Annotated in this window: 19 protein-coding genes; 1 reads left to right on the top strand and 18 read right to left on the bottom strand. The window is 57.0% G+C overall.

Annotated elements, in window-relative coordinates:
- The first annotated feature begins 92 nt into the window (after positions 1-92).
- Positions 93-1,358, top strand: a complete 1,266-nt coding sequence (locus tag ACR0IM_RS18970) for a pentapeptide repeat-containing protein (protein ID WP_480682853.1) — start codon at positions 93-95, stop codon at positions 1,356-1,358.
- A 24-nt stretch (positions 1,359-1,382) separates the two neighbouring features.
- Here ACR0IM_RS18970 and ACR0IM_RS18965 read toward each other — a convergent pair whose 3' ends face one another.
- From ACR0IM_RS18965 to ACR0IM_RS18880, 18 genes are all read right to left on the bottom strand, one after another.
- Positions 1,383-1,850: a phage baseplate assembly protein V gene (locus ACR0IM_RS18965; protein ID WP_480682852.1), complete on the bottom strand. Its 468-nt coding sequence runs from the start codon at positions 1,848-1,850 to the stop codon at positions 1,383-1,385.
- Between the two features lie 3 nt (positions 1,851-1,853).
- On the bottom strand, positions 1,854-2,858 hold the full coding sequence (locus ACR0IM_RS18960) for a phage late control D family protein (RefSeq protein WP_480682851.1): 1,005 nt from the start codon (positions 2,856-2,858) through the stop codon (positions 1,854-1,856).
- Positions 2,855-3,097, bottom strand: coding sequence for a tail protein X (locus ACR0IM_RS18955; protein ID WP_480682850.1), 243 nt, complete (start codon positions 3,095-3,097; stop codon positions 2,855-2,857). The genes ACR0IM_RS18960 and ACR0IM_RS18955 overlap by 4 nt, the downstream gene beginning before the upstream one ends.
- On the bottom strand, positions 3,094-3,552 hold the full coding sequence (locus ACR0IM_RS18950) for a phage tail protein (RefSeq protein ID WP_480682849.1): 459 nt from the start codon (positions 3,550-3,552) through the stop codon (positions 3,094-3,096). Before ACR0IM_RS18950 ends, ACR0IM_RS18955 begins: the two co-directional genes overlap by 4 nt.
- Positions 3,552-5,714 (bottom strand): tape measure protein, encoded by a 2,163-nt coding sequence (locus tag ACR0IM_RS18945; RefSeq protein WP_480682848.1) that lies wholly within the window; start codon positions 5,712-5,714, stop codon positions 3,552-3,554. Before ACR0IM_RS18945 ends, ACR0IM_RS18950 begins: the two co-directional genes overlap by 1 nt.
- Before the next feature lie 163 nt (positions 5,715-5,877).
- The gene (locus ACR0IM_RS18940) at positions 5,878-6,222 is read right to left on the bottom strand and encodes a hypothetical protein (RefSeq protein ID WP_480682847.1); all 345 of its coding nucleotides are present in this window, start codon (positions 6,220-6,222) and stop codon (positions 5,878-5,880) included.
- A 112-nt stretch (positions 6,223-6,334) separates the two neighbouring features.
- Positions 6,335-6,844: a phage major tail tube protein gene (locus tag ACR0IM_RS18935; protein ID WP_480682846.1), complete on the bottom strand. Its 510-nt coding sequence runs from the start codon at positions 6,842-6,844 to the stop codon at positions 6,335-6,337.
- Between the two features lie 17 nt (positions 6,845-6,861).
- The gene (locus ACR0IM_RS18930; RefSeq protein WP_480682845.1) at positions 6,862-8,124 is read right to left on the bottom strand and encodes a phage tail sheath family protein; all 1,263 of its coding nucleotides are present in this window, start codon (positions 8,122-8,124) and stop codon (positions 6,862-6,864) included.
- Positions 8,125-8,127: 3 nt separating this feature from the next.
- The gene (locus ACR0IM_RS18925; protein WP_480682844.1) at positions 8,128-8,367 is read right to left on the bottom strand and encodes a hypothetical protein; all 240 of its coding nucleotides are present in this window, start codon (positions 8,365-8,367) and stop codon (positions 8,128-8,130) included.
- A gap of 1 nt (position 8,368) precedes the next feature.
- Positions 8,369-8,848, bottom strand: a complete 480-nt coding sequence (locus tag ACR0IM_RS18920) for a Gp37 family protein (RefSeq protein WP_480682843.1) — start codon at positions 8,846-8,848, stop codon at positions 8,369-8,371.
- 2 nt (positions 8,849-8,850) lie between these two features.
- Positions 8,851-9,336 carry a phage protein Gp36 family protein gene (locus ACR0IM_RS18915; RefSeq protein WP_480682842.1) on the bottom strand — a complete coding sequence of 162 codons (486 nt, stop codon included), beginning with the start codon at positions 9,334-9,336 and terminating at the stop codon, positions 8,851-8,853.
- A 6-nt stretch (positions 9,337-9,342) separates the two neighbouring features.
- On the bottom strand, positions 9,343-9,699 hold the full coding sequence (locus tag ACR0IM_RS18910; RefSeq protein WP_480682841.1) for a hypothetical protein: 357 nt from the start codon (positions 9,697-9,699) through the stop codon (positions 9,343-9,345).
- A gap of 111 nt (positions 9,700-9,810) precedes the next feature.
- Positions 9,811-10,752: a major capsid protein gene (locus tag ACR0IM_RS18905; protein WP_480682840.1), complete on the bottom strand. Its 942-nt coding sequence runs from the start codon at positions 10,750-10,752 to the stop codon at positions 9,811-9,813.
- Positions 10,753-10,761: 9 nt separating this feature from the next.
- Entirely contained in the window at positions 10,762-11,100 is a 339-nt protein-coding gene (locus ACR0IM_RS18900) for a capsid cement protein (RefSeq protein ID WP_480682839.1), read from the bottom strand.
- Positions 11,101-11,103: 3 nt separating this feature from the next.
- Positions 11,104-12,222, bottom strand: coding sequence for a hypothetical protein (locus ACR0IM_RS18895; protein ID WP_480682838.1), 1,119 nt, complete (start codon positions 12,220-12,222; stop codon positions 11,104-11,106).
- A 398-nt stretch (positions 12,223-12,620) separates the two neighbouring features.
- Positions 12,621-13,229: an HNH endonuclease family protein gene (locus ACR0IM_RS18890; protein ID WP_480682837.1), complete on the bottom strand. Its 609-nt coding sequence runs from the start codon at positions 13,227-13,229 to the stop codon at positions 12,621-12,623.
- Positions 13,226-15,112, bottom strand: coding sequence for an AAA family ATPase (locus ACR0IM_RS18885; RefSeq protein WP_480682836.1), 1,887 nt, complete (start codon positions 15,110-15,112; stop codon positions 13,226-13,228). The genes ACR0IM_RS18890 and ACR0IM_RS18885 overlap by 4 nt, the downstream gene beginning before the upstream one ends.
- Positions 15,113-15,154: 42 nt before the next feature.
- Positions 15,155-16,135, bottom strand: coding sequence for a DNA-methyltransferase (locus ACR0IM_RS18880; RefSeq protein ID WP_480682835.1), 981 nt, complete (start codon positions 16,133-16,135; stop codon positions 15,155-15,157).
- Between the last annotated feature and the right edge of the window lie 426 nt (positions 16,136-16,561).

Below are 16,561 nucleotides of genomic sequence, written 5' to 3'. Positions count from 1 at the left end.
TGCAAATGCTCCGTCAAGAGGTGAATGTGACGCCAACTCACATCTACCAATTACCCGCCCTAGTTACTGCGGTTGCTCTTAGCTGAAACCCTATGACTTTGAAGAAAAACTCATCAATCGACGTGCGTGAATGGCTCGGTATCTTGCAACCGCTAGACTATTCAAATTCAAAGACTCTGGGACGGGTGTTGGGTATCCTTCTCACTGCCAGCGCCTTTCTACTGGTGATTTTGACTTTAATCATAGTCACAGATTTTTTTCTGGCCAGTTTGAGAGCAGGTCCCTACGAAGACGACACTGATGGCTCTGCCATTAGAAACATCGGGCTCGTTCTTGTTGGGATGTTGGGAGCTCCATTTGTCGTTTGGCGCACATTTGTGGCTTCAAAGCAAGTTTCCATAGCAGATGAAGCTCTTTTCAACGAAAAAATGGAAAGCGCTCAGAAGGGGCTTACCGCGCGCCATGAGTTTTCTCACATTGATAGTGAGCAAGGTATTCCAGTAGCCAATCAGTGGGTTGACGACTTGGTCACTAGAGCAGCTGCTTTAGACAGGCTTGAAGGGCTTGTAGCGGAAAGGCCAGAGGCCGCGCCTCGCGTAGTAAAAATAATCGCAGCCTACGTAAGAGGTAGCTTCCCAGCTCAAAATCTTACTCCTTCTGAGCCACCATTTGACGTGAAAACCCCTCGCTTAGATCTTCAGCGCGCAATTGATGTGATCGGTCGAGTTCATCGAGTTGCCGTAGCTACGGATTCCAGCCATTGGCGATTGGACCTGAGAGGGTGCAACTTGGATGGAGTAAATTTCGAAGGCGGATATTTTTGGGCGGCAGATTTTACCGGTTGTCGAATTGAGGCCAGTTTGTTGAGTGAAGCTACATTTGAAGGATGTCTGTTTAAAAACACACTACTAAACTATTCTACGTTCATACGGACCAATCTCGTGGGTGTAAGGTTTGATGGAGCTACGATAAACCGGCCTACTTCAATGCCATTAGTTCCACACAGCATCGCCATCGGTGACTTGACTGGAGCAACATTCATAGCCGCTGACATTTCTGCGCTCGCATACTTAGGTGCGCCAGAACAGATTTCAAAAACCTTCGGTACGCAAAACACACAAGTTTCACAAGTACTTCGCGACAAGATGCCCGATGAGGGTAAACATGGGAAGGTGATTACTCGAAGACTGGCCCGAGCTTACAACACACCAACTGAAGCAGAGATCGCTGAAGACGCTGAGGTGAACGCTACAGGGTTTCAGAATTGGTCACCGTGGGCTTCTTACGACGGAGCCACAGGGGCGTTGCTCGAAAAGTTTTATGAACAATTGGATATGAAGCGGTGGCCCTATTGGTAATGGAGATCCTGCTAAAAATGTCGATTAGTCTTCGACTTGCCCTATCCCGTTGATCGAGGTGTTGGCTAGCGTCGTTTGACCCGTAACAGAAAAATTCCCGTCAACCTCGAGATTGCCCTGCACGACCAGCTTGCCACCTGCAATAATCAGGACGATCCCACTTGCGTGGTTAATAGAAAACGCACCGCCTTCCCAGATCACGGTTGACCCATCCGGCATTTCGAAATGCACCGTCCCCTCATTCCCGGCCGGGGCGGGATCCGCGTCGGAATAGACCGCGCCCAGGACAACGCCGGCCTCGCGGTTTGCATCCATCAGGCAAACCACCTGGCTGCCCACTTTGGGTCGGGTGAAGACCTTCATTCCGGCCGTGCTGCGCTGCGCGACATCCAACCAGCCCGAGATCATCTGATCGTTGTCATCGAAACGGACCCGGACTTGCGAGCCGCGACCGTCAACAACGATGCCGCGTTTCATCTGCTCGTGTTGCATCTCCTAGCCCACCAGCTTGAGAGAAATATGCGTGGTGTAGCCACCCGAATTGAACCGGTGCTTGGCCATGGTGATCAGCCAGCGGCCTGCATAGCGGCCGTAACTGGGGGCCAGTTCCACAACCTGACCAGCCAACAGCTTGGGGTCGCCCACGGTAGTGATGCGCCCTGTACCCAGGTCATCGTTTTCCCGTGCCAGACGCGCCACGCACATGCGCTCGGCGTGGGCCTGTGTCTCAACCCGGTCATCCAGCTTCAGGGTGTCACCAGAGGGCACACGCGGATCCTCGGCCGTCGCAGTCAAGGTTGCCTTGCGGGCGGGATGCAGATAGCGGGCGACGGCCTTGGCATAGAGCTTGTGTGTTGATTTCCGGAACCTGTAGCGCGTGACCGGATCCCCTGTGACCAGGTCAAACCGGCGAACCGGCGCGGCGCTCTCGATGGCTTCGCGGGCGGTGAACACCAGCTGGTCACCCTTGACCGAGAAATAGCAGCCCCAGTCTTCGGCCAGCCCGGTCAGAAACCGTAGATCACCCTTCTTGTTCTGGGTAATGCGCTCAAAGCTCAGGTCGGGGATATCTCCGACCACGGTGAGGCCATGGCGGTTTGCGACTCTGGCGACGATATCGGCCAGCTTCATCTCGTCATAGGCGTCAGAACGCTCGGTGCGCAGCTCTTTCGATGTGAAGGCTGAAAGCGCTCTGAACGTGGCCGTGTCGCCGCCTGCATCGCCAGAGGCTTCGGTTTCGTCCACGGCGTACAGCCCGCAGGGCACACGAACACCCAACAGACCGCCATAGCCCATCACGGCCGAGACCTTGGTGCCTTCATCGATGCCCCAGTCACCGCGCCACAGCCCGCGCCCGTCACCCAGCTTGAAGGTGATATCGTCTACCTCGCCGTGATGGACGTCGCGATAGGTAAACTCCTTCAGGTCACGGCCCAGCACGAGACCTGCGCTCGCACCCGCGACCGTGATGTCGACAACAGGTTTCTGCGGGCCGATCATGACGTGATCCGCTTCCAGGGCGGCAGTTGCACAGCGGAGAGCTGCGCCTGCTCGAGGACCGGAATCTGTAGCTTGGTGCCGGGATCGAGAACCAAGGGAACAGGGCTGTCCGGATCTCCGAGCAGATCAGGATTTGCCTTCAGGATGTGGTGCATCAGCTTGGCATCGCCATAGTAGCGATGGGCGATCAGATCCCAGCGCTCGCCCGGCTGGGTGATGTGTTCCAGGTAGTCGCTCATTTCAGCCTCCGCAGGGCGGGGTTGAGTGCAGCGCGCGCCGAACCAGCAATCGCATCCAGCATGCCGCCCGTGCTGACCGGGCTTTCGATCAGCTCAACTTCCAGCTCAGCCCGAACCAGACGGCCGCGCGGCGTGGTCTTCAGGTTTCGAGTGCGCAGCCGTTCGATGATGTAGACGCCAACCTCAAAGCCCTGCAGATCGAAGAACAGCCGCATGGGGACGCGCGCCTGAAACGCGGTCTCGATCTTGGCCTTTTCCGTTTCAACGTCACAGAAGGTTTCATCAAAGAAGAACCGCAACCGCTTTGTGCCGTTATCATTGCCCAGATCCTGCAGGATCGACTGGCCGCGCAGTGGTGTGTGCCGCGCAAACCGGGCGGCTTTGACTTCTGTGTCAGACGTCGGGCCGGTCAGGTGATCGGTGCCGATGACAGAGTCTCCAAACAGTCCAAGCATCAGTCATGCCCCCTGCGTTGCGACTCGCGGATCCGCTCTTCGACCTTGTCGGCCGTGCGTTCAGCAGGCTCCTCCAGATCGGGCATGACTTCCCGGTCAACGTTGCCTTTGATTTCGATTGTAACCGGCGCGGAGACTGTCGTGTTGTTGCCGGCGCGCGGATTGACATAGCGCGACCCATCAACCTCGCCCGGCGCTGCCAGCGCCCCACCGCCACCGACCGCCAAAGCCCCGGCAACCGCAGCTGCGCGCGCCGCCTTGCCAGACGCAGCAACGCCGGGAGGCGGGCCGGGCCTGTTCGCAAGCAATGCGGCCCGCGTGCTGGCCTCTGTGTCATTACCCTGCGCCCATTCCCATGCCGACTTCATCCAGTCGGGAATGATGCCAGCCAGCTTTGCAGAGATTGAGTCCACCATGACCGTTAGGATGGATGCCATGCCGTCCCAAAGGCATTGCATGAACTCGACACCCTTGTCGTATAGCTGACCACTGAGATCGGACAGATACGTGGGCAGGTTCATGATGTTGGACACAAGGGTTCCGACAGCCTCACCCGCTGTTACCCCCCATTGCCGCCATGTCTCAGCGCTGGCGTTAATTGGGCCGGTCAGATCGGTCATCCACTGCCAAAGATCGGCAGCGATATCCACGATACCCTGAACCAGCGGACGGGCCGGGCCAAGGCTGGCCATGAAGGTTTCCCCAAAACCCTTGAAAAACGCGACAAGACCGGACCAGTTGTTGTAGATCCACGTCCCGGCCATGGCGAGACCGACAACCAACGCGCCGATCCCGGTGGAAATGATGGCAAACCGGATCGCGATGAACGCCGCCCGGACCAGCTTTAGCGGGTTCAGCAGGGCAAGAAACGCGCCGCCGAGACGCCATGCCCCGCTGGCTGCTGACAAGAGGCCGATGCTGGCCAGAGAACGACCGGCAAGCAACGCACCCCGTGCGAACTGGAACATGCCGAGCGCCGCGCCGATCAGGAAGCCCCGAAGCGGGATAGCCAGGAGAGCCAGCGCCAGATTGCGCCAACCGCCAAGGGCATCAGCAGCAGCCTGCATGACCGGATAAAGGGTCTGCCAGAACTCGACGGCGCTGGCCCCAAAACTCCAGATCGCTTCCAGCCCGATCAGGATGTTATCCGCGATCCGCTTGGCCCAAAGCTCCAGCTCGCCCGAGGCTTCCAGCCGGTTGATCTCATCCAGGACTAGTTTCAGCTTGCTCTTCATCCAGTCGAAGACGCCGAAGCCCATGATCATGCGCTGGAACTTGGTCCACTGGTCCACGACATTCGAGAACATGCCGTCAAAGGTTTTTGACAGCCGATCCATCGACCCGTCGTAACGCTCGTTGAAAATGCCGAGGATCGCCGCCTGAATGGCCTGCCGGTCGCTTGCCAGTGCGCGCACGATCTTGGTGGTGCCGTCCTGTCCGGTATAGGAATATTCGAAGTGCTGGCCGACTTTGGCTGCCTTGATGCCCAGTTCCTTCAGGCGTTCGTTTTCGCCCGTGACGGCATCGGCCATGGCCTCAACGGACTGCATCAGCGGTTTGTTCATCGCGGCCGAGGCATCGCCCAGCGTTTTCAGCATCCCGTTGGTAGGATCGAGGCCATAGGCGCGCAACTGCACGAAAGACGCCATGACCTGGTCCAGTTCGTAAGGCGTTTTGACGGCGAAATCCTCGACCCATTTCATGGCTTCCTGCGCGGCCTGCGCCGAGCCTTCCGTGGTGGTCAGAACGGTCTGGAACCGCTCAAACTGACGGGCCGGGCTGAGCATCGCAGTGCCCGCCGCCGAGACGGTTCCGCTATAGGCGGTCCAGAGGCCACCGGCGACCAACGCCGCCCTGCCGACGCCAAGCGCACCGTCGCGCATCATCGCGACCGAGGATCGCAGCCGCGCGCGTTGCGTGGCGATGACCTGATTGGTGCGTCGCATACGGGCACGCAGGGCGTCCTGCGCGCGCGCCAAGCCGCCAACAGCGCGGGTGTATAGGTCGGTTGCGCGTTTCGCGGCTGCGGCCGAACGCTGCGAGACCCGGTTTGCCAACTCGGTCGCGCGCCCCATGCGTTTCTGCAGGGCGATGAACCGCCGCGCCGGGCGAGAGGCCTTGTCGACCAGCTTCAGCACCATTTCGGCTTTGCGGCGGCTCATGTGTCTTCCTTCGGCTTGGTCTGTTTCTTGATGGCCTCGGCGACCAGCTGGTCATATTCGAGGCGTTCATCCCGCCAGAAGCAGAACTCCTCTTCGGTCATGTCCATCAGCTCGGAGTGGGAAAACCCGCAGTCGATCAGATGGATATGATCAAGCGGAGTACTTAGCTCTGGTCGTTTCCCCCGCCGTCCTCGTCATCAAAGCCGTCACCCAGAACCTCGCCGGTCAGGTGCAGAACGTCGCTGGTTGGGACCAGCTGCTTGAATTCATCGAGGGTGAGCTTTTCGCCGTCGAACTTGCAGACCATCGTGACGTAGATGTCCGACGTGGCCATCGGGTTCTTCTTTGCTGCCCGCTGAGCGCGCATCCACACGGCGTGCGGCTGGAATTTCGGCCAGGTCACGGTGATGCCGGTTTCCGGCAGCGTGGTTTCGTTGACGCCGGTTTTCTCGGCCTTGTGCTTTTTCAGGCGGGCAACAACGCCGCTGTCTCCGGTTTGGGTTTCCATGGTGGGATCTCCGGGGCATCTCTAGGGCATGGTTGGCAGGCTCCGCCGAATGCCCAAAAAGCGGAGCCTGCCGGGGTTGGTGGCGGCCGGAACTGTCGCCACCAATTCGGGATCAGCTCGGCCAAACATCCTCGCCGTTGACCTTGTAGATGTTGGCGAAGAGGTCGATCTCGACCAGCGGCACGTCCGAGCTGGTCAGGCGCTGCATCAGGTAGGTGCAAGTAAAATCGGCCGTGTCTTCGTGCGCTTCGCCCTTTTTGACCGAGGCGAAAGCGTTCTTGTTGAACAGCGCTTTGACGTGGGTGATCAGCGTGTCCGACTTTTCCTCGTTGAGGCCGTCTGAATCGAAGACATCGATCTTCTGATGCACCTGAAACTTCGCCGCCTTGTTCGGGCGCGAGAACATGGCAACCATCGACGGCTCGGGGAACATCAGCTTGATGCTGCCCGCCAGCCCGCTGAGGCCATGCTGGGGCAGCATCAGCACACCAACCGACCCCAGCGTGTCATGCTCGATGGTGCCGCTTTCGATTTCGGGAATGTTGAACTCGTTGCAGATGCCCAGCAGTTCCTTGTCATCAAGGTAGACCGGGGCGTCTGTGACCTGTCCGTATTGCAACATGGGTCTAGGTTCCTTTCTTACGCGGCCAGCTGCAGGGCGTTGCCCAACAGGTTCAGGTCGATGTTGCGATCCACGGTGATACGCTCCATCACGCCAACAGGGGCATAGGTCAGACGCCAGAAATACTGACCCTGTGCCACCGTGGTGCTGGTGGTTTTGGTGCGGTCAAAGCGGAACTGGCCGCCGGACAGAACCGGGTCATCGCCGATCATCAGCGACTTGAGCCAGTCGTTTATCTGCTCTTCGATGAACTCGATCCGGGCCAGATTGCCGTTGCGGTCCTTGTGCTGGTCGAGGAAGGCGATCACGCCCTCGTCCAGCGCGTCCTCGATCAGCTGGACATGCAGGAAGTTGCGCATATCGGTGTCAGTCGGCCACGCGCTGGAACGGTTGCCTGACACATGCGGACCCTTGCCCCAGCGCTCCTCGACGGTAACGATCCCGGAATCGCGCAGCCCCTGAACATCCGAAGTGGCGTCACCGGGGATGTACAGAACCGGGGTCTCCGACTCTTCGATGCCGTAGATCGGGCGGTTCGAGGGTGAGTGATGGTAGCCGTTCTCCATGATGGTGCGCAGCCACACCCCGGCAAAACGCGCCGAATAGGGATCGAGACGGGTTTGCCCCGCATTGGCCGTGTCCACGACCACCATGTGCGGCCAGACCGGGACCAGGCGACGATTGGAGAACTGCAGGTCAAAGCTGCCGGATGGTCCGCGCGCCTCGCGCACCTGCTGCGCCGTCACACCTGTGGGCGTGTCCAGGATCGCGCGGGCGCGGATCCGTGCGCAGATCGTCTCCAGCTCGGCACGCACGCCGGTCAGGCCGGTGAAGCCGGGGGCCAGCAGGATCTTCGCAAACCGGCCAAAGCGCTGATAGCTGTCATAGGCCAGCTTCAGGCCGCTGGGTACACCCGAAGCTGAAAACGCGCCAATGATGTGGGTATTGTCCACGTCACCAACACCGCCCGTGTGGACGGCGGGGTCGTAGACATTGACCACTTCGATCTCGCCAACGCCCGTGGTGCCCGCCTGGTCGAAAATGGCATCCAGCGCCGAAGGGATGGTAAAGCCCGTTTTATGCGCGCCAAAGGCGGCGGCAGCTTCTTCCCGTGTTTTGATGATGATCGACTTGTTGATGTAGGGTGCCTGCTCTTGGGCGGTCGCATGGACGTCATCAATGGGCGCGGTGCCGATCAGAAACACGGTGGCCACGGGCTGAGTGCGGACAGTGGATGAACCGGGGCCGGTTTCGGTGATTTCAACGCCGTAATAGGGCATGGTTTATCCTTTCTTCGCGGATTTGGTGGTGGGCTTGGCGGCGGCGTCATCAACCTCCAGCAGCTGCCTGCGGTCGATCATGCCCTTCACGACGTCATTGTCGGCGGGCAACTCGAGCGGATCGGCACCGGGGATCAGCGCCACGTCCTTGAACTCGGACTGCAACTCCCCGTCGGGGCCTTTCTTTTGCCCGACAGCAATCGAGATATGCTGCACCGGGCCGTGATAGGTGTATCGGGCCATGTCAGGCTCCTTGTTTCGTGAAATCGGTCATGAGGGCAGTGTGGGCGTTCTGCGGACGTGGCACGGCCGGGATGGTGCAGGCCACCTCGATCACGTAACGCCAGAAACTCTCGTCCTGATCTGCGATCCCGTCGCGGACCAGGCGCAGCTCTGCCCCCTCGATGTTTGCGGCCTGCAGGGCAAAGCGCACCTGCTCGACTTCGCGTGTGCCGCGCATTGCGTGGCCCAGCGTGCGCAGTTGCAGGTGAATGGCAAAGGACGGGCTACGCTGTTGCCAGCCGGACTTGGTGCCATCCGGAGCGGCATAGTTTGAGCCGGTGTACTGCACCAGCGCGGCTTTGTTGGCCTTGCCCATGTCGAAATCACCGGGCCGATCCGGAAAGATATCGATTAGGTAATCAGACCCGAGGTGCTCCTTCAGGAGCGCAACGATTCCGGCCTCGATCTTTTCCAGCGCGGTGGGTTTCAGTTTGGTGGACATTGTCAGTACCCTTTCAGGATGTCGGAGGCTTGCGGTGCGCCCCCGGTGATCGAGGGCAGGTCGGCTTTGGGGTCAGGTGTTTCGATGCTGTCCAGGTCAGCGCTGTCCAATCGGTCGCGCGGCAGATCCAACTTGCCTTCGCTGATGGCCTGCAGGCCCTTCATGGCGGCCTTGTATCGCTCCTCGACAGTGTCGGTGATCTGGCCCTGACTGCCCTTCTTGTCACGCAGTCGGTAACGCACGATGTCGTAACCGAACCCCTTCAGCAGGTTGGGCATGTCCTGGACATCCACCGTGCGCAGCCAGTCATGGCGCACGATCACGAACCCGGCGATCAACTCATCAACAAAGGCGATTTCCTTGTCGATCTGCGCCACGTCGATCTGGCTGCCTTCCAGGCTGTTGAAGGCTCCGGTGCCCGCGATCAGCTGGGCTTCGGCCTCGCCGAATTGGGCAATGAAACCGTCAGAGGTCAGGAAACGCCCCATCGTCGTTTACTCTTTGGATGCCTTGGCGGCGGCGACGTTTTCAGCGGTCAGCTGCATCCCGAGCTTTTCGTTCAGCTCACGCAGCGCGTCGGCGCGGATATCGCCATCCTTCTTGAAGGCCTCATCGGGCAACTCCAGCACGGCCGCGCGCACCTTGGCGAACGTTTCAGCCTCAGCCTTCACAACGTTGGCGACGTTCTTGTCAGCATCGCCGGTTTCGTCTGCGGGCGCGTCTTCGGGATCTGCTTCACGCACCGCACCGTCCGGCAGGTCCGCCAGTTCGTCGTCGGTCAGTTCGATGGGTTCTCCGGTCGCGTAATACTTGCCGTCTTTCTTGATGCGGTGGTTCGCAATATGGGACATTTCAGGTCTCCGTTGATTGGGGTTGGCAGTTTTCTGTCATGCCCAGGACGGTGGCGGCGGGGTTGATCCCCGCTCTCCTGCTCTCAGGGGGTGTTCTGAGGGGGGTAGTGGTTAGATCGGGGCCTGGAACAGGAACCCGGCATCGGCACCGGTCAGTTCGGGAGACCATTCTTCCTTGATCTTGTAGACCCAGCTGTCGCAGCTATCGTCCGAATAGGGCTTCATGATCATCGGATGGCCCCGCAGGCGGTACGTGTAGCCAAAGGACGGAACCATGTAGTTCGTGCCCTCGGGCTTGAACGACAGGATCGCATCGTCGCCCCAGATATCCTGCGCATCCGCGTCATCCGGCGCGGCTTCGTCCAGGAACACCGCCTTGCCGACAATGACCTTTTTGACGTCAAAATACTTCGCCAGCATCTCGACCGTGATCGAGTCGGAGCTGGTGTATTTAAACTGCGCCTTGATCTTGGGATGTTCGCTCAACACGTTGAACGTGGACGCGCCAATGGTCAGCTGGTTGGGGTAACGACCGATGCGGCGGCGGATCTGTTCCTTGCCTTCCTTGATGTCCTTGGCGGGATCACTGTCAGGGTAAGACCATTTGTCCGCGCCCGCCAGGGACATCTTGTTGTTGGCACCATAGTTGTTCGGATCCCGAACGATCCCGGCGATGTCGAATTCGCGGCCAAGAGCGATGATATCCAGAACCATCTCGACGCTGCCGCGCGCCAGATCGACGCCGGGCACCTTGGAGGCTTCTTCCATGTTCTCCCACGGCACCTTGGCGGCCAGAGCCTCCTGCTGCAGGGCAACCGGGTTGGACGCATAGCCGTACTGCACGGTCTGGTATTCCGCGCCGGGCGCGCGGCGGGTGTTCATCTTGCGGAAGCTGTCCTTGCCGAATTTCAGCACGCGGACGCCACGGGTCGGGATATCCACCACCGGCAAAAGCAGGTGACCGATCATCTCGGCGTTGCGATAGCCCTGCGCGTGTGTCGACAGGATCGGGTCAATCACACGGGCCTGGGCGGTGTTCATGTTGCGAGTCATATTTGCCCCTTACTTCACGAGGATTTTGACGACGTCGCCAGGATTGACGGCGGCGGTCAGGGCCAGCCCGGTGGCAACCCCTGCGGCTTTGGTGATCGGCTGGCCGTTGGCGTCCGACTGGACCTCGGCCCCCTTCGCGATGGCGGCACCGGCAATCATGTCGCGTACGCCGATGACATCGACGGCAACAGCACGACCGGTGACCTCGTCGTTATGCGACACACCGATTGCAGCTTCACCCTCACCGGCCTGCGCCCCACCGACAGTCACGAAGCGATGCGCGCTGACATTCCCCGTCAGCGTGACGGAGATGCGCAGAACGGAAATGGAAGACAGTAGCGGACCCATGGATCAGGCTCCCTGTACGGCGGCGACGGCGTCGATATAGGCCGTGCCGGGGTTGGCTTTTTGGAAGGCGACCGCCTTGCCGTGCAGCGCGAGATCGTCGCGGTCCACCGACAGGCCATCAGGCGCGGCGAAGGACACATTTGCCGATCCAGGCTCGTCACCAAGATCGGTTTCGCCCTGCGGCACGATCTCCGGCTGCGCGTTCAGGATGTCTTTCAGCAGGTCGGCCGGGTTGGTGGTTTTTTCGGTGCCATCATCCGAGAACGAAATCTCGGTCTCGGTCAGGCCACCCAGCTCATCCAGCAGTGCGGCCACGCTGTCTTTTTGGACCGGCAGCAATTTGCCCTTTGCGATCAGGTCATCAGCAAAAGCAACGCTTGCAGCATGCAGCAGCTTGCGTTCGCGCTTGGCCAGATCAGCCTCGCGGGCCGCGAAGTCTTTGGGATCTCCACCCATGGAGGTCTCCTTTGGTTCAGGTGAGGTAAAGCCGGGGGCAGTTTCAGGCTCATCGCCTGCCTGCTCGATCCAGCGGATGTGACATTCGGGGACGGCCTCGTTGGCGGCATCCATCCCGTATTTCTCGATGAAGAACTCACGGATGCGGCGGAAGATCGAGCCGCTGCTTTCGGCGATTTCCGGCAGCGAGAACGCCACCTCGATCAACTCGTCATCGCCACTGTCGGCGAATTCGACCGGGGCCAGACCGCTGACGGCCGGAGCGGCACCGCCCAGAAAGCCGATATGGCGCGGGTAGTAGCTGCCGGGGACCGGGTTGTTCGAAGCGTCCGGCGCAAAGAACTTCATCGACACCTTGCGGTACCGGCCCTCTTCCACGGCCGAGACGAACTCGGGGGCCAGATCCTTCAGCTCGGCCACCAGTGTGCCGCTCTCATTGACCTCAAAGCCCTGCGCCCAGCCAAAGGCGGGATCGTCATGTTTGGGGTGACCGACAACAACCGGGGCTGGCGCGGCTTGCGCGTCGTACCCAGATGCCATGGCGGCCACGTCAGCCTCGGTGAATGCGTATTCCTGGCCGTTCATCGCCCGGAAGGTACCCGGCCGGAACACCTCCACCTTGCGTGTCGCCGCTACATTGGTCTGCCCCTTGGGTTTCGTGGACATGGATAATTTGCTCCATCGCATAACTCGTGGAGGCAAATTAGCTGGCTGATTTTGGGGGAAATACCTGAACTGAGTTCAGGGGAGGCGCGTTGTCCGCGTTGCCCTGATCATGACGAAGATCGGGCCGTTCGCAAGCGATTTGTGAAACCGGGGGCGAGGGAAGGATATCAGGATCGCCACAGAGCGTTTTTAACGGTGGGTTTAACGCAGGTAACGGGGTTTCGGGGGGGAAGGTAGCGGCGAGGGGATTTCCGAACCCCTGACAGGTGATGTATGATGTCCGTCAATGAGGCCACAGAGTTGTTGTTCGCTGCGGTCACGACACGGATCACTTCAAATGTCGACAATTGCTACGCCTGCAAATGTTTCGGGCTGTGCTCTAAATCAGTTGCTCCTAGTCAAAGCTTAAAAATGTCAGACAGCCGGTCTTGAATACCTTGCCGAACTATTTCTTTTTGAAGAAAGGGGTAGTTGTCTTCCAAGAACTGTGGGCCGATTTGTCCACGCGCGTAGGAAATCAAAATGCGGCATCTCTGTTCAACGTAAGTGTCATCACTGTTGAGCCGCAGCGTATTAATAGTTGCATTGATGCGAACACGAGTTTCGCGAGGAAGTTCAGGATCCGCCTTGATCAAGCAGCTTGGAAGATCGAGTTGAAACCAACCATCATTGATCTGAAACGGATCGAGAACCTCCAGAGAATTGCCTTTGGACGAATTTACCCGTGAGTTTGCCAGGCGATAGTTGCTCCATTCGTATGCCAATTGTGGATGGGACGACTTTGGCAAAAAATGATCCACAGATCCCCTATCGGGCAAGTACATAGATGTGTACGCACAAACCCCAGAATATGCGGCGTGCAACTCTTTCAAAGCGTGCTTCCAGTAGTTCTTCTTGCTGAATTGCTTTGAGGTGGGAGAGGGAACTACAGCCAGATACTCCGACCCCGGCCGGCGGACTTCGTTGTTAAAATCGAGATATTCGGCTTTTTGAGTAACTCTAATCATAGTTTGGCACCGTGCTTTTCAGCAAAGAAGAGCCAGCGCGGCCAAAACGAATCTTCGTTCGAAAGCACACGTCGAAGCTCGTTCGTTAGCTTCACAACTTCCTGTGAGTCGGGTTTTTCCTCAAGCTGAAGAACTTTTGCACGCTCAATTGCTCGTTCGGCTTCCCGTGACCTCGCGTGCCGTAATCCAAATAGCGGGGACGTCAACCAGCCCGACGCATCGCCGTACTTAACAAACGGAAGTTCTTCGAGTTTTACCGCTCCCTTTTCAGTAAATAGATGGAAAAGAGCATCCTGCTCGGAGTCATAAGCAGGCTCAATTGATGCCAAAATCATGGGGGAGTGAGTCGCTGCTATAGTCTGCATCGTCATCTCCCCGCTTAATAAGTCGCCAACGCCCATCAGGGCGGGTAAGACAATTCGTTGCCACTTGGGATGAAGATGCGCTTCTAATTCATCGATGAAAACGATCAATCGTCTCAGCGAGGATTGTGACAAATGATCTGCTGCTAGTTCATGTTCTTGCCATGCCAAAATAATAAGATACGAAAGTAGCAACACCCTTTGTACACCGGATGACGCATAAATGACGGGTACTGTACCGTACTCGTGCTCGATGGTCGGGATATCTCTCGGATCAGGGTATATACGGATTGATTTGCCGGGGCGTAACTCGCCCAAGTCCTCAGGACTAAGCCTCCGCAAGACTGCTTTAAATCGGTCAAAAGTCGTTTTGTCTTCAGAAGACTCCCACCTTATCCAATCCCTGATGAGGCCTTCAATTACACCTTCCTTTCCGTTCCAAACCTCATTGCTTGAAAGGGTCATTACCTGGTTAGTTGACGACCCGGCGATTTGGTTCTTTATCGGATCAAATACTGCAAAGGAGCCATCCGCTCGTGAGAATATACAAAGCGCTTGAACGGTGGGTGTTTTGTTGGTTCGCCGTCTGGTTCGCGACCTCTTCCACTCGTACTGTGAGTAGTCAAACTCCATTGCCGCACTTACACTGTTCGACGCGGAAACACTTATCGTATATTCGACCCTCGGTGTCCTGGATCGATCCATCACATCTGGTAGTATTGGCCGGCCCGCCCATGTCCCAGTTGCTGCCCACCAGGCGAACTCTAGAAGGAAAGACTTACCGAGCCCGTTGTCCCCTGCCACCAAACTCAACCGTTCGCCAAAGTTGATCGTGAGTTTTTCCGCTATGCTGGATTGGTATATGGTTAGAGAGCCAAGGGATTTGCCTTGTTCCGTTTTGGCATCGGGCGGTGGCTCAAAATGTCCCAGCAATCGTGATGCCACAAACGGTTCTTCGGAAAACGCATTTCCTTCGGTCACTCCGTCAATCCGGGTGTCTAAATGAAAAAGCTCACTTTGTTCCTTAGGGCTGATTCCAAATTCACGAAAAAACCGGTCTATTAAGCCAGAAATTCCGTCATTGGCGCGAATACTCCTACCTTTGAAAATCCATATCGCGAGCGCCAACGCGGACACCCGGTTTGGATAGGAGATTTCTGTGAGAGTATCCTTTATCTTTGCGATGTACTCCTCTTCAAATCCCCAGCTCTTGCTGTTCCTCGCGTGCAAAAAAACCTGATTGAATGTCTGTGTGTTCACGGTTTGCAGCCCTGATGAGGCATATTTTTTTGCACTCACCCACTGCTGATTGCTTCGAAAAGGTTGGAAATAGTAAGAACTTTTAGGGTCGGTTCTGTGGAACTTCTCGAGATGTTTTTTGTTTAGCGAATCGACGCTAACTTGGGTTTGGTATCCAATTGGTAGATCAAATGACTTGCAAGCAAGAAAGGTAATTCCCAAGAACGGATGTACATTTGCTTTTAACTCTTTGATCGCGGCTACAACCGCACTTTCAGTCAAGTACATTCTTCACAAGCCTAGGCACTGCTGGATAGACAGTTTTTATTCTGTGTCATTTTCTACTTCTTCTTCATCCGCTATTTTTTTCAAAGCGTTTGCAGCCAGTTCACAGTAATCTTCTTTCACATCGATGCCAATACAACGGAATCCGTGCTGACGTGCGAAAATAAGGCTTGTGCCGCTCCCTGCAAATGGGTCAAGCACAACCCCTCGAGCCGGGGTTGTGCTTACCACCGGAATGCGTACCAACTCTTCGGAAAACCGTGCAGCGTGCCCATTTCGTTTGCCGCGGACGGTCGGGACTTCCCAGACGTCGTATGGTGGAAGCACTGAGCCGGATTCTGTCACTCGTCCTATCGCGTTCTTGTCGAAGTAGTACCAGCGTTGTTTGACAAAGTGGAAGACATACTCATGTGAAATCGAGCAACGGTCGCGTACCTGATCCGGTATTGGATTTGGTTTGCGCCAAACATTGTCGTTTCGAACGAGCCACCCGTCATCCTGCATTGAGATGGCTAATCGATGTGGAATTAACAGCAACTGTTTCGGCACGCACCATTTACCATCGCCCTTTCGGTCTTGTGGTCTCAGGCCAAATCTTCGCGCGTCCTGCTTTGCTTCGCTACTTCTGTGCTGCCCTTTCCCACTCCAATATGTATCCCCAATATTTACCCATAGGCTGCCATTTTCTGCTAGAATGGATTTGCACTTCCCAAACACTTTAGTTAAGCGCTCAATGAATTCCTTTGGGTGCTCTTCCAGGCCAATTTGTTCTTCGACACCGTAGTCGCGCTGACCATAGAATGGTGGTGACGTCACCACGCAATTGGCCATAATGTTCTGTTCTCGAAGAAACTCAATCGCTTCTTCCACTTCCATGTTGAAGACTAGAGAGTTTTCGTCGGAATAGTATGCTCGGCTAACCAATGCGTCAGAAAGGAAAAGCTCTTCCTCCATGACACGCGGGTGCATCGCTTCGTTTGCTTTGGTCTTGGGGCGATCCTTCACTTCTTTCGTCTTCATCGTCGCTTGGTCTTTCTGCTCAATCTTGAACTCTCCCTATATCATCTTTCTGGTTGGGCACTATGGGCAAACGTTGCTTACCTTAGGCAGTGCCGGATTGCTCGAAGCTGAAAAAGTTTATCCACTCCACCGACCCGCGGATCAACCATCACTGCTTTGGGCCTCATCCAACCGAATGAGTTCGCTGCACCCTAGTTACATGGCAATGCTGTCTCAGGCCTCGTAGCCAATTATCGCTCAACCTCCCAAAAATCCAATCGCTTCCTCCTCGATCAGATCCATATCAGCTTTGGAAAACCCGAGATACGGTCGGGCCGGTATCACTGCATTCAGGCTGTCCGTCGTCAGGGATTTTGGGACAGATGGCGCTCTGATCTAAGAGAGGATGTGGCCCATCTGATTGGTCTGATTATGCGGCGGATTTGC

The sequence above is a fragment of the Ruegeria sp. BF6 genome (assembly GCF_056538665.1).
Note: the sequence above shows the minus strand (reverse complement) of the source record. Positions and strands in the feature narration are given on the sequence as shown.

Excerpts from the sequence above, each read along its gene's own strand:
- ACR0IM_RS18970 (WP_480682853.1), top strand. The coding sequence starts at position 93 with ATGACTTTGAAGAAAAACTCATCAATCGACGTGCGTGAATGGCTCGGT.
- ACR0IM_RS18965 (WP_480682852.1), bottom strand. The coding sequence starts at position 1,850 with ATGCAACACGAGCAGATGAAACGCGGCATCGTTGTTGACGGTCGCGGC.
- ACR0IM_RS18960 (WP_480682851.1), bottom strand. The coding sequence starts at position 2,858 with ATGATCGGCCCGCAGAAACCTGTTGTCGACATCACGGTCGCGGGTGCG.
- ACR0IM_RS18955 (WP_480682850.1), bottom strand. The coding sequence starts at position 3,097 with ATGAGCGACTACCTGGAACACATCACCCAGCCGGGCGAGCGCTGGGAT.
- ACR0IM_RS18950 (WP_480682849.1), bottom strand. The coding sequence starts at position 3,552 with ATGCTTGGACTGTTTGGAGACTCTGTCATCGGCACCGATCACCTGACC.
- ACR0IM_RS18945 (WP_480682848.1), bottom strand. The coding sequence starts at position 5,714 with ATGAGCCGCCGCAAAGCCGAAATGGTGCTGAAGCTGGTCGACAAGGCC.
- ACR0IM_RS18940 (WP_480682847.1), bottom strand. The coding sequence starts at position 6,222 with ATGGAAACCCAAACCGGAGACAGCGGCGTTGTTGCCCGCCTGAAAAAG.
- ACR0IM_RS18935 (WP_480682846.1), bottom strand. The coding sequence starts at position 6,844 with ATGTTGCAATACGGACAGGTCACAGACGCCCCGGTCTACCTTGATGAC.
- ACR0IM_RS18930 (WP_480682845.1), bottom strand. The coding sequence starts at position 8,124 with ATGCCCTATTACGGCGTTGAAATCACCGAAACCGGCCCCGGTTCATCC.
- ACR0IM_RS18925 (WP_480682844.1), bottom strand. The coding sequence starts at position 8,367 with ATGGCCCGATACACCTATCACGGCCCGGTGCAGCATATCTCGATTGCT.
- ACR0IM_RS18920 (WP_480682843.1), bottom strand. The coding sequence starts at position 8,848 with ATGTCCACCAAACTGAAACCCACCGCGCTGGAAAAGATCGAGGCCGGA.
- ACR0IM_RS18915 (WP_480682842.1), bottom strand. The coding sequence starts at position 9,336 with ATGGGGCGTTTCCTGACCTCTGACGGTTTCATTGCCCAATTCGGCGAG.
- ACR0IM_RS18910 (WP_480682841.1), bottom strand. The coding sequence starts at position 9,699 with ATGTCCCATATTGCGAACCACCGCATCAAGAAAGACGGCAAGTATTAC.
- ACR0IM_RS18905 (WP_480682840.1), bottom strand. The coding sequence starts at position 10,752 with ATGACTCGCAACATGAACACCGCCCAGGCCCGTGTGATTGACCCGATC.
- ACR0IM_RS18900 (WP_480682839.1), bottom strand. The coding sequence starts at position 11,100 with ATGGGTCCGCTACTGTCTTCCATTTCCGTTCTGCGCATCTCCGTCACG.
- ACR0IM_RS18895 (WP_480682838.1), bottom strand. The coding sequence starts at position 12,222 with ATGTCCACGAAACCCAAGGGGCAGACCAATGTAGCGGCGACACGCAAG.
- ACR0IM_RS18890 (WP_480682837.1), bottom strand. The coding sequence starts at position 13,229 with ATGATTAGAGTTACTCAAAAAGCCGAATATCTCGATTTTAACAACGAA.
- ACR0IM_RS18880 (WP_480682835.1), bottom strand. The coding sequence starts at position 16,135 with ATGAAGACGAAAGAAGTGAAGGATCGCCCCAAGACCAAAGCAAACGAA.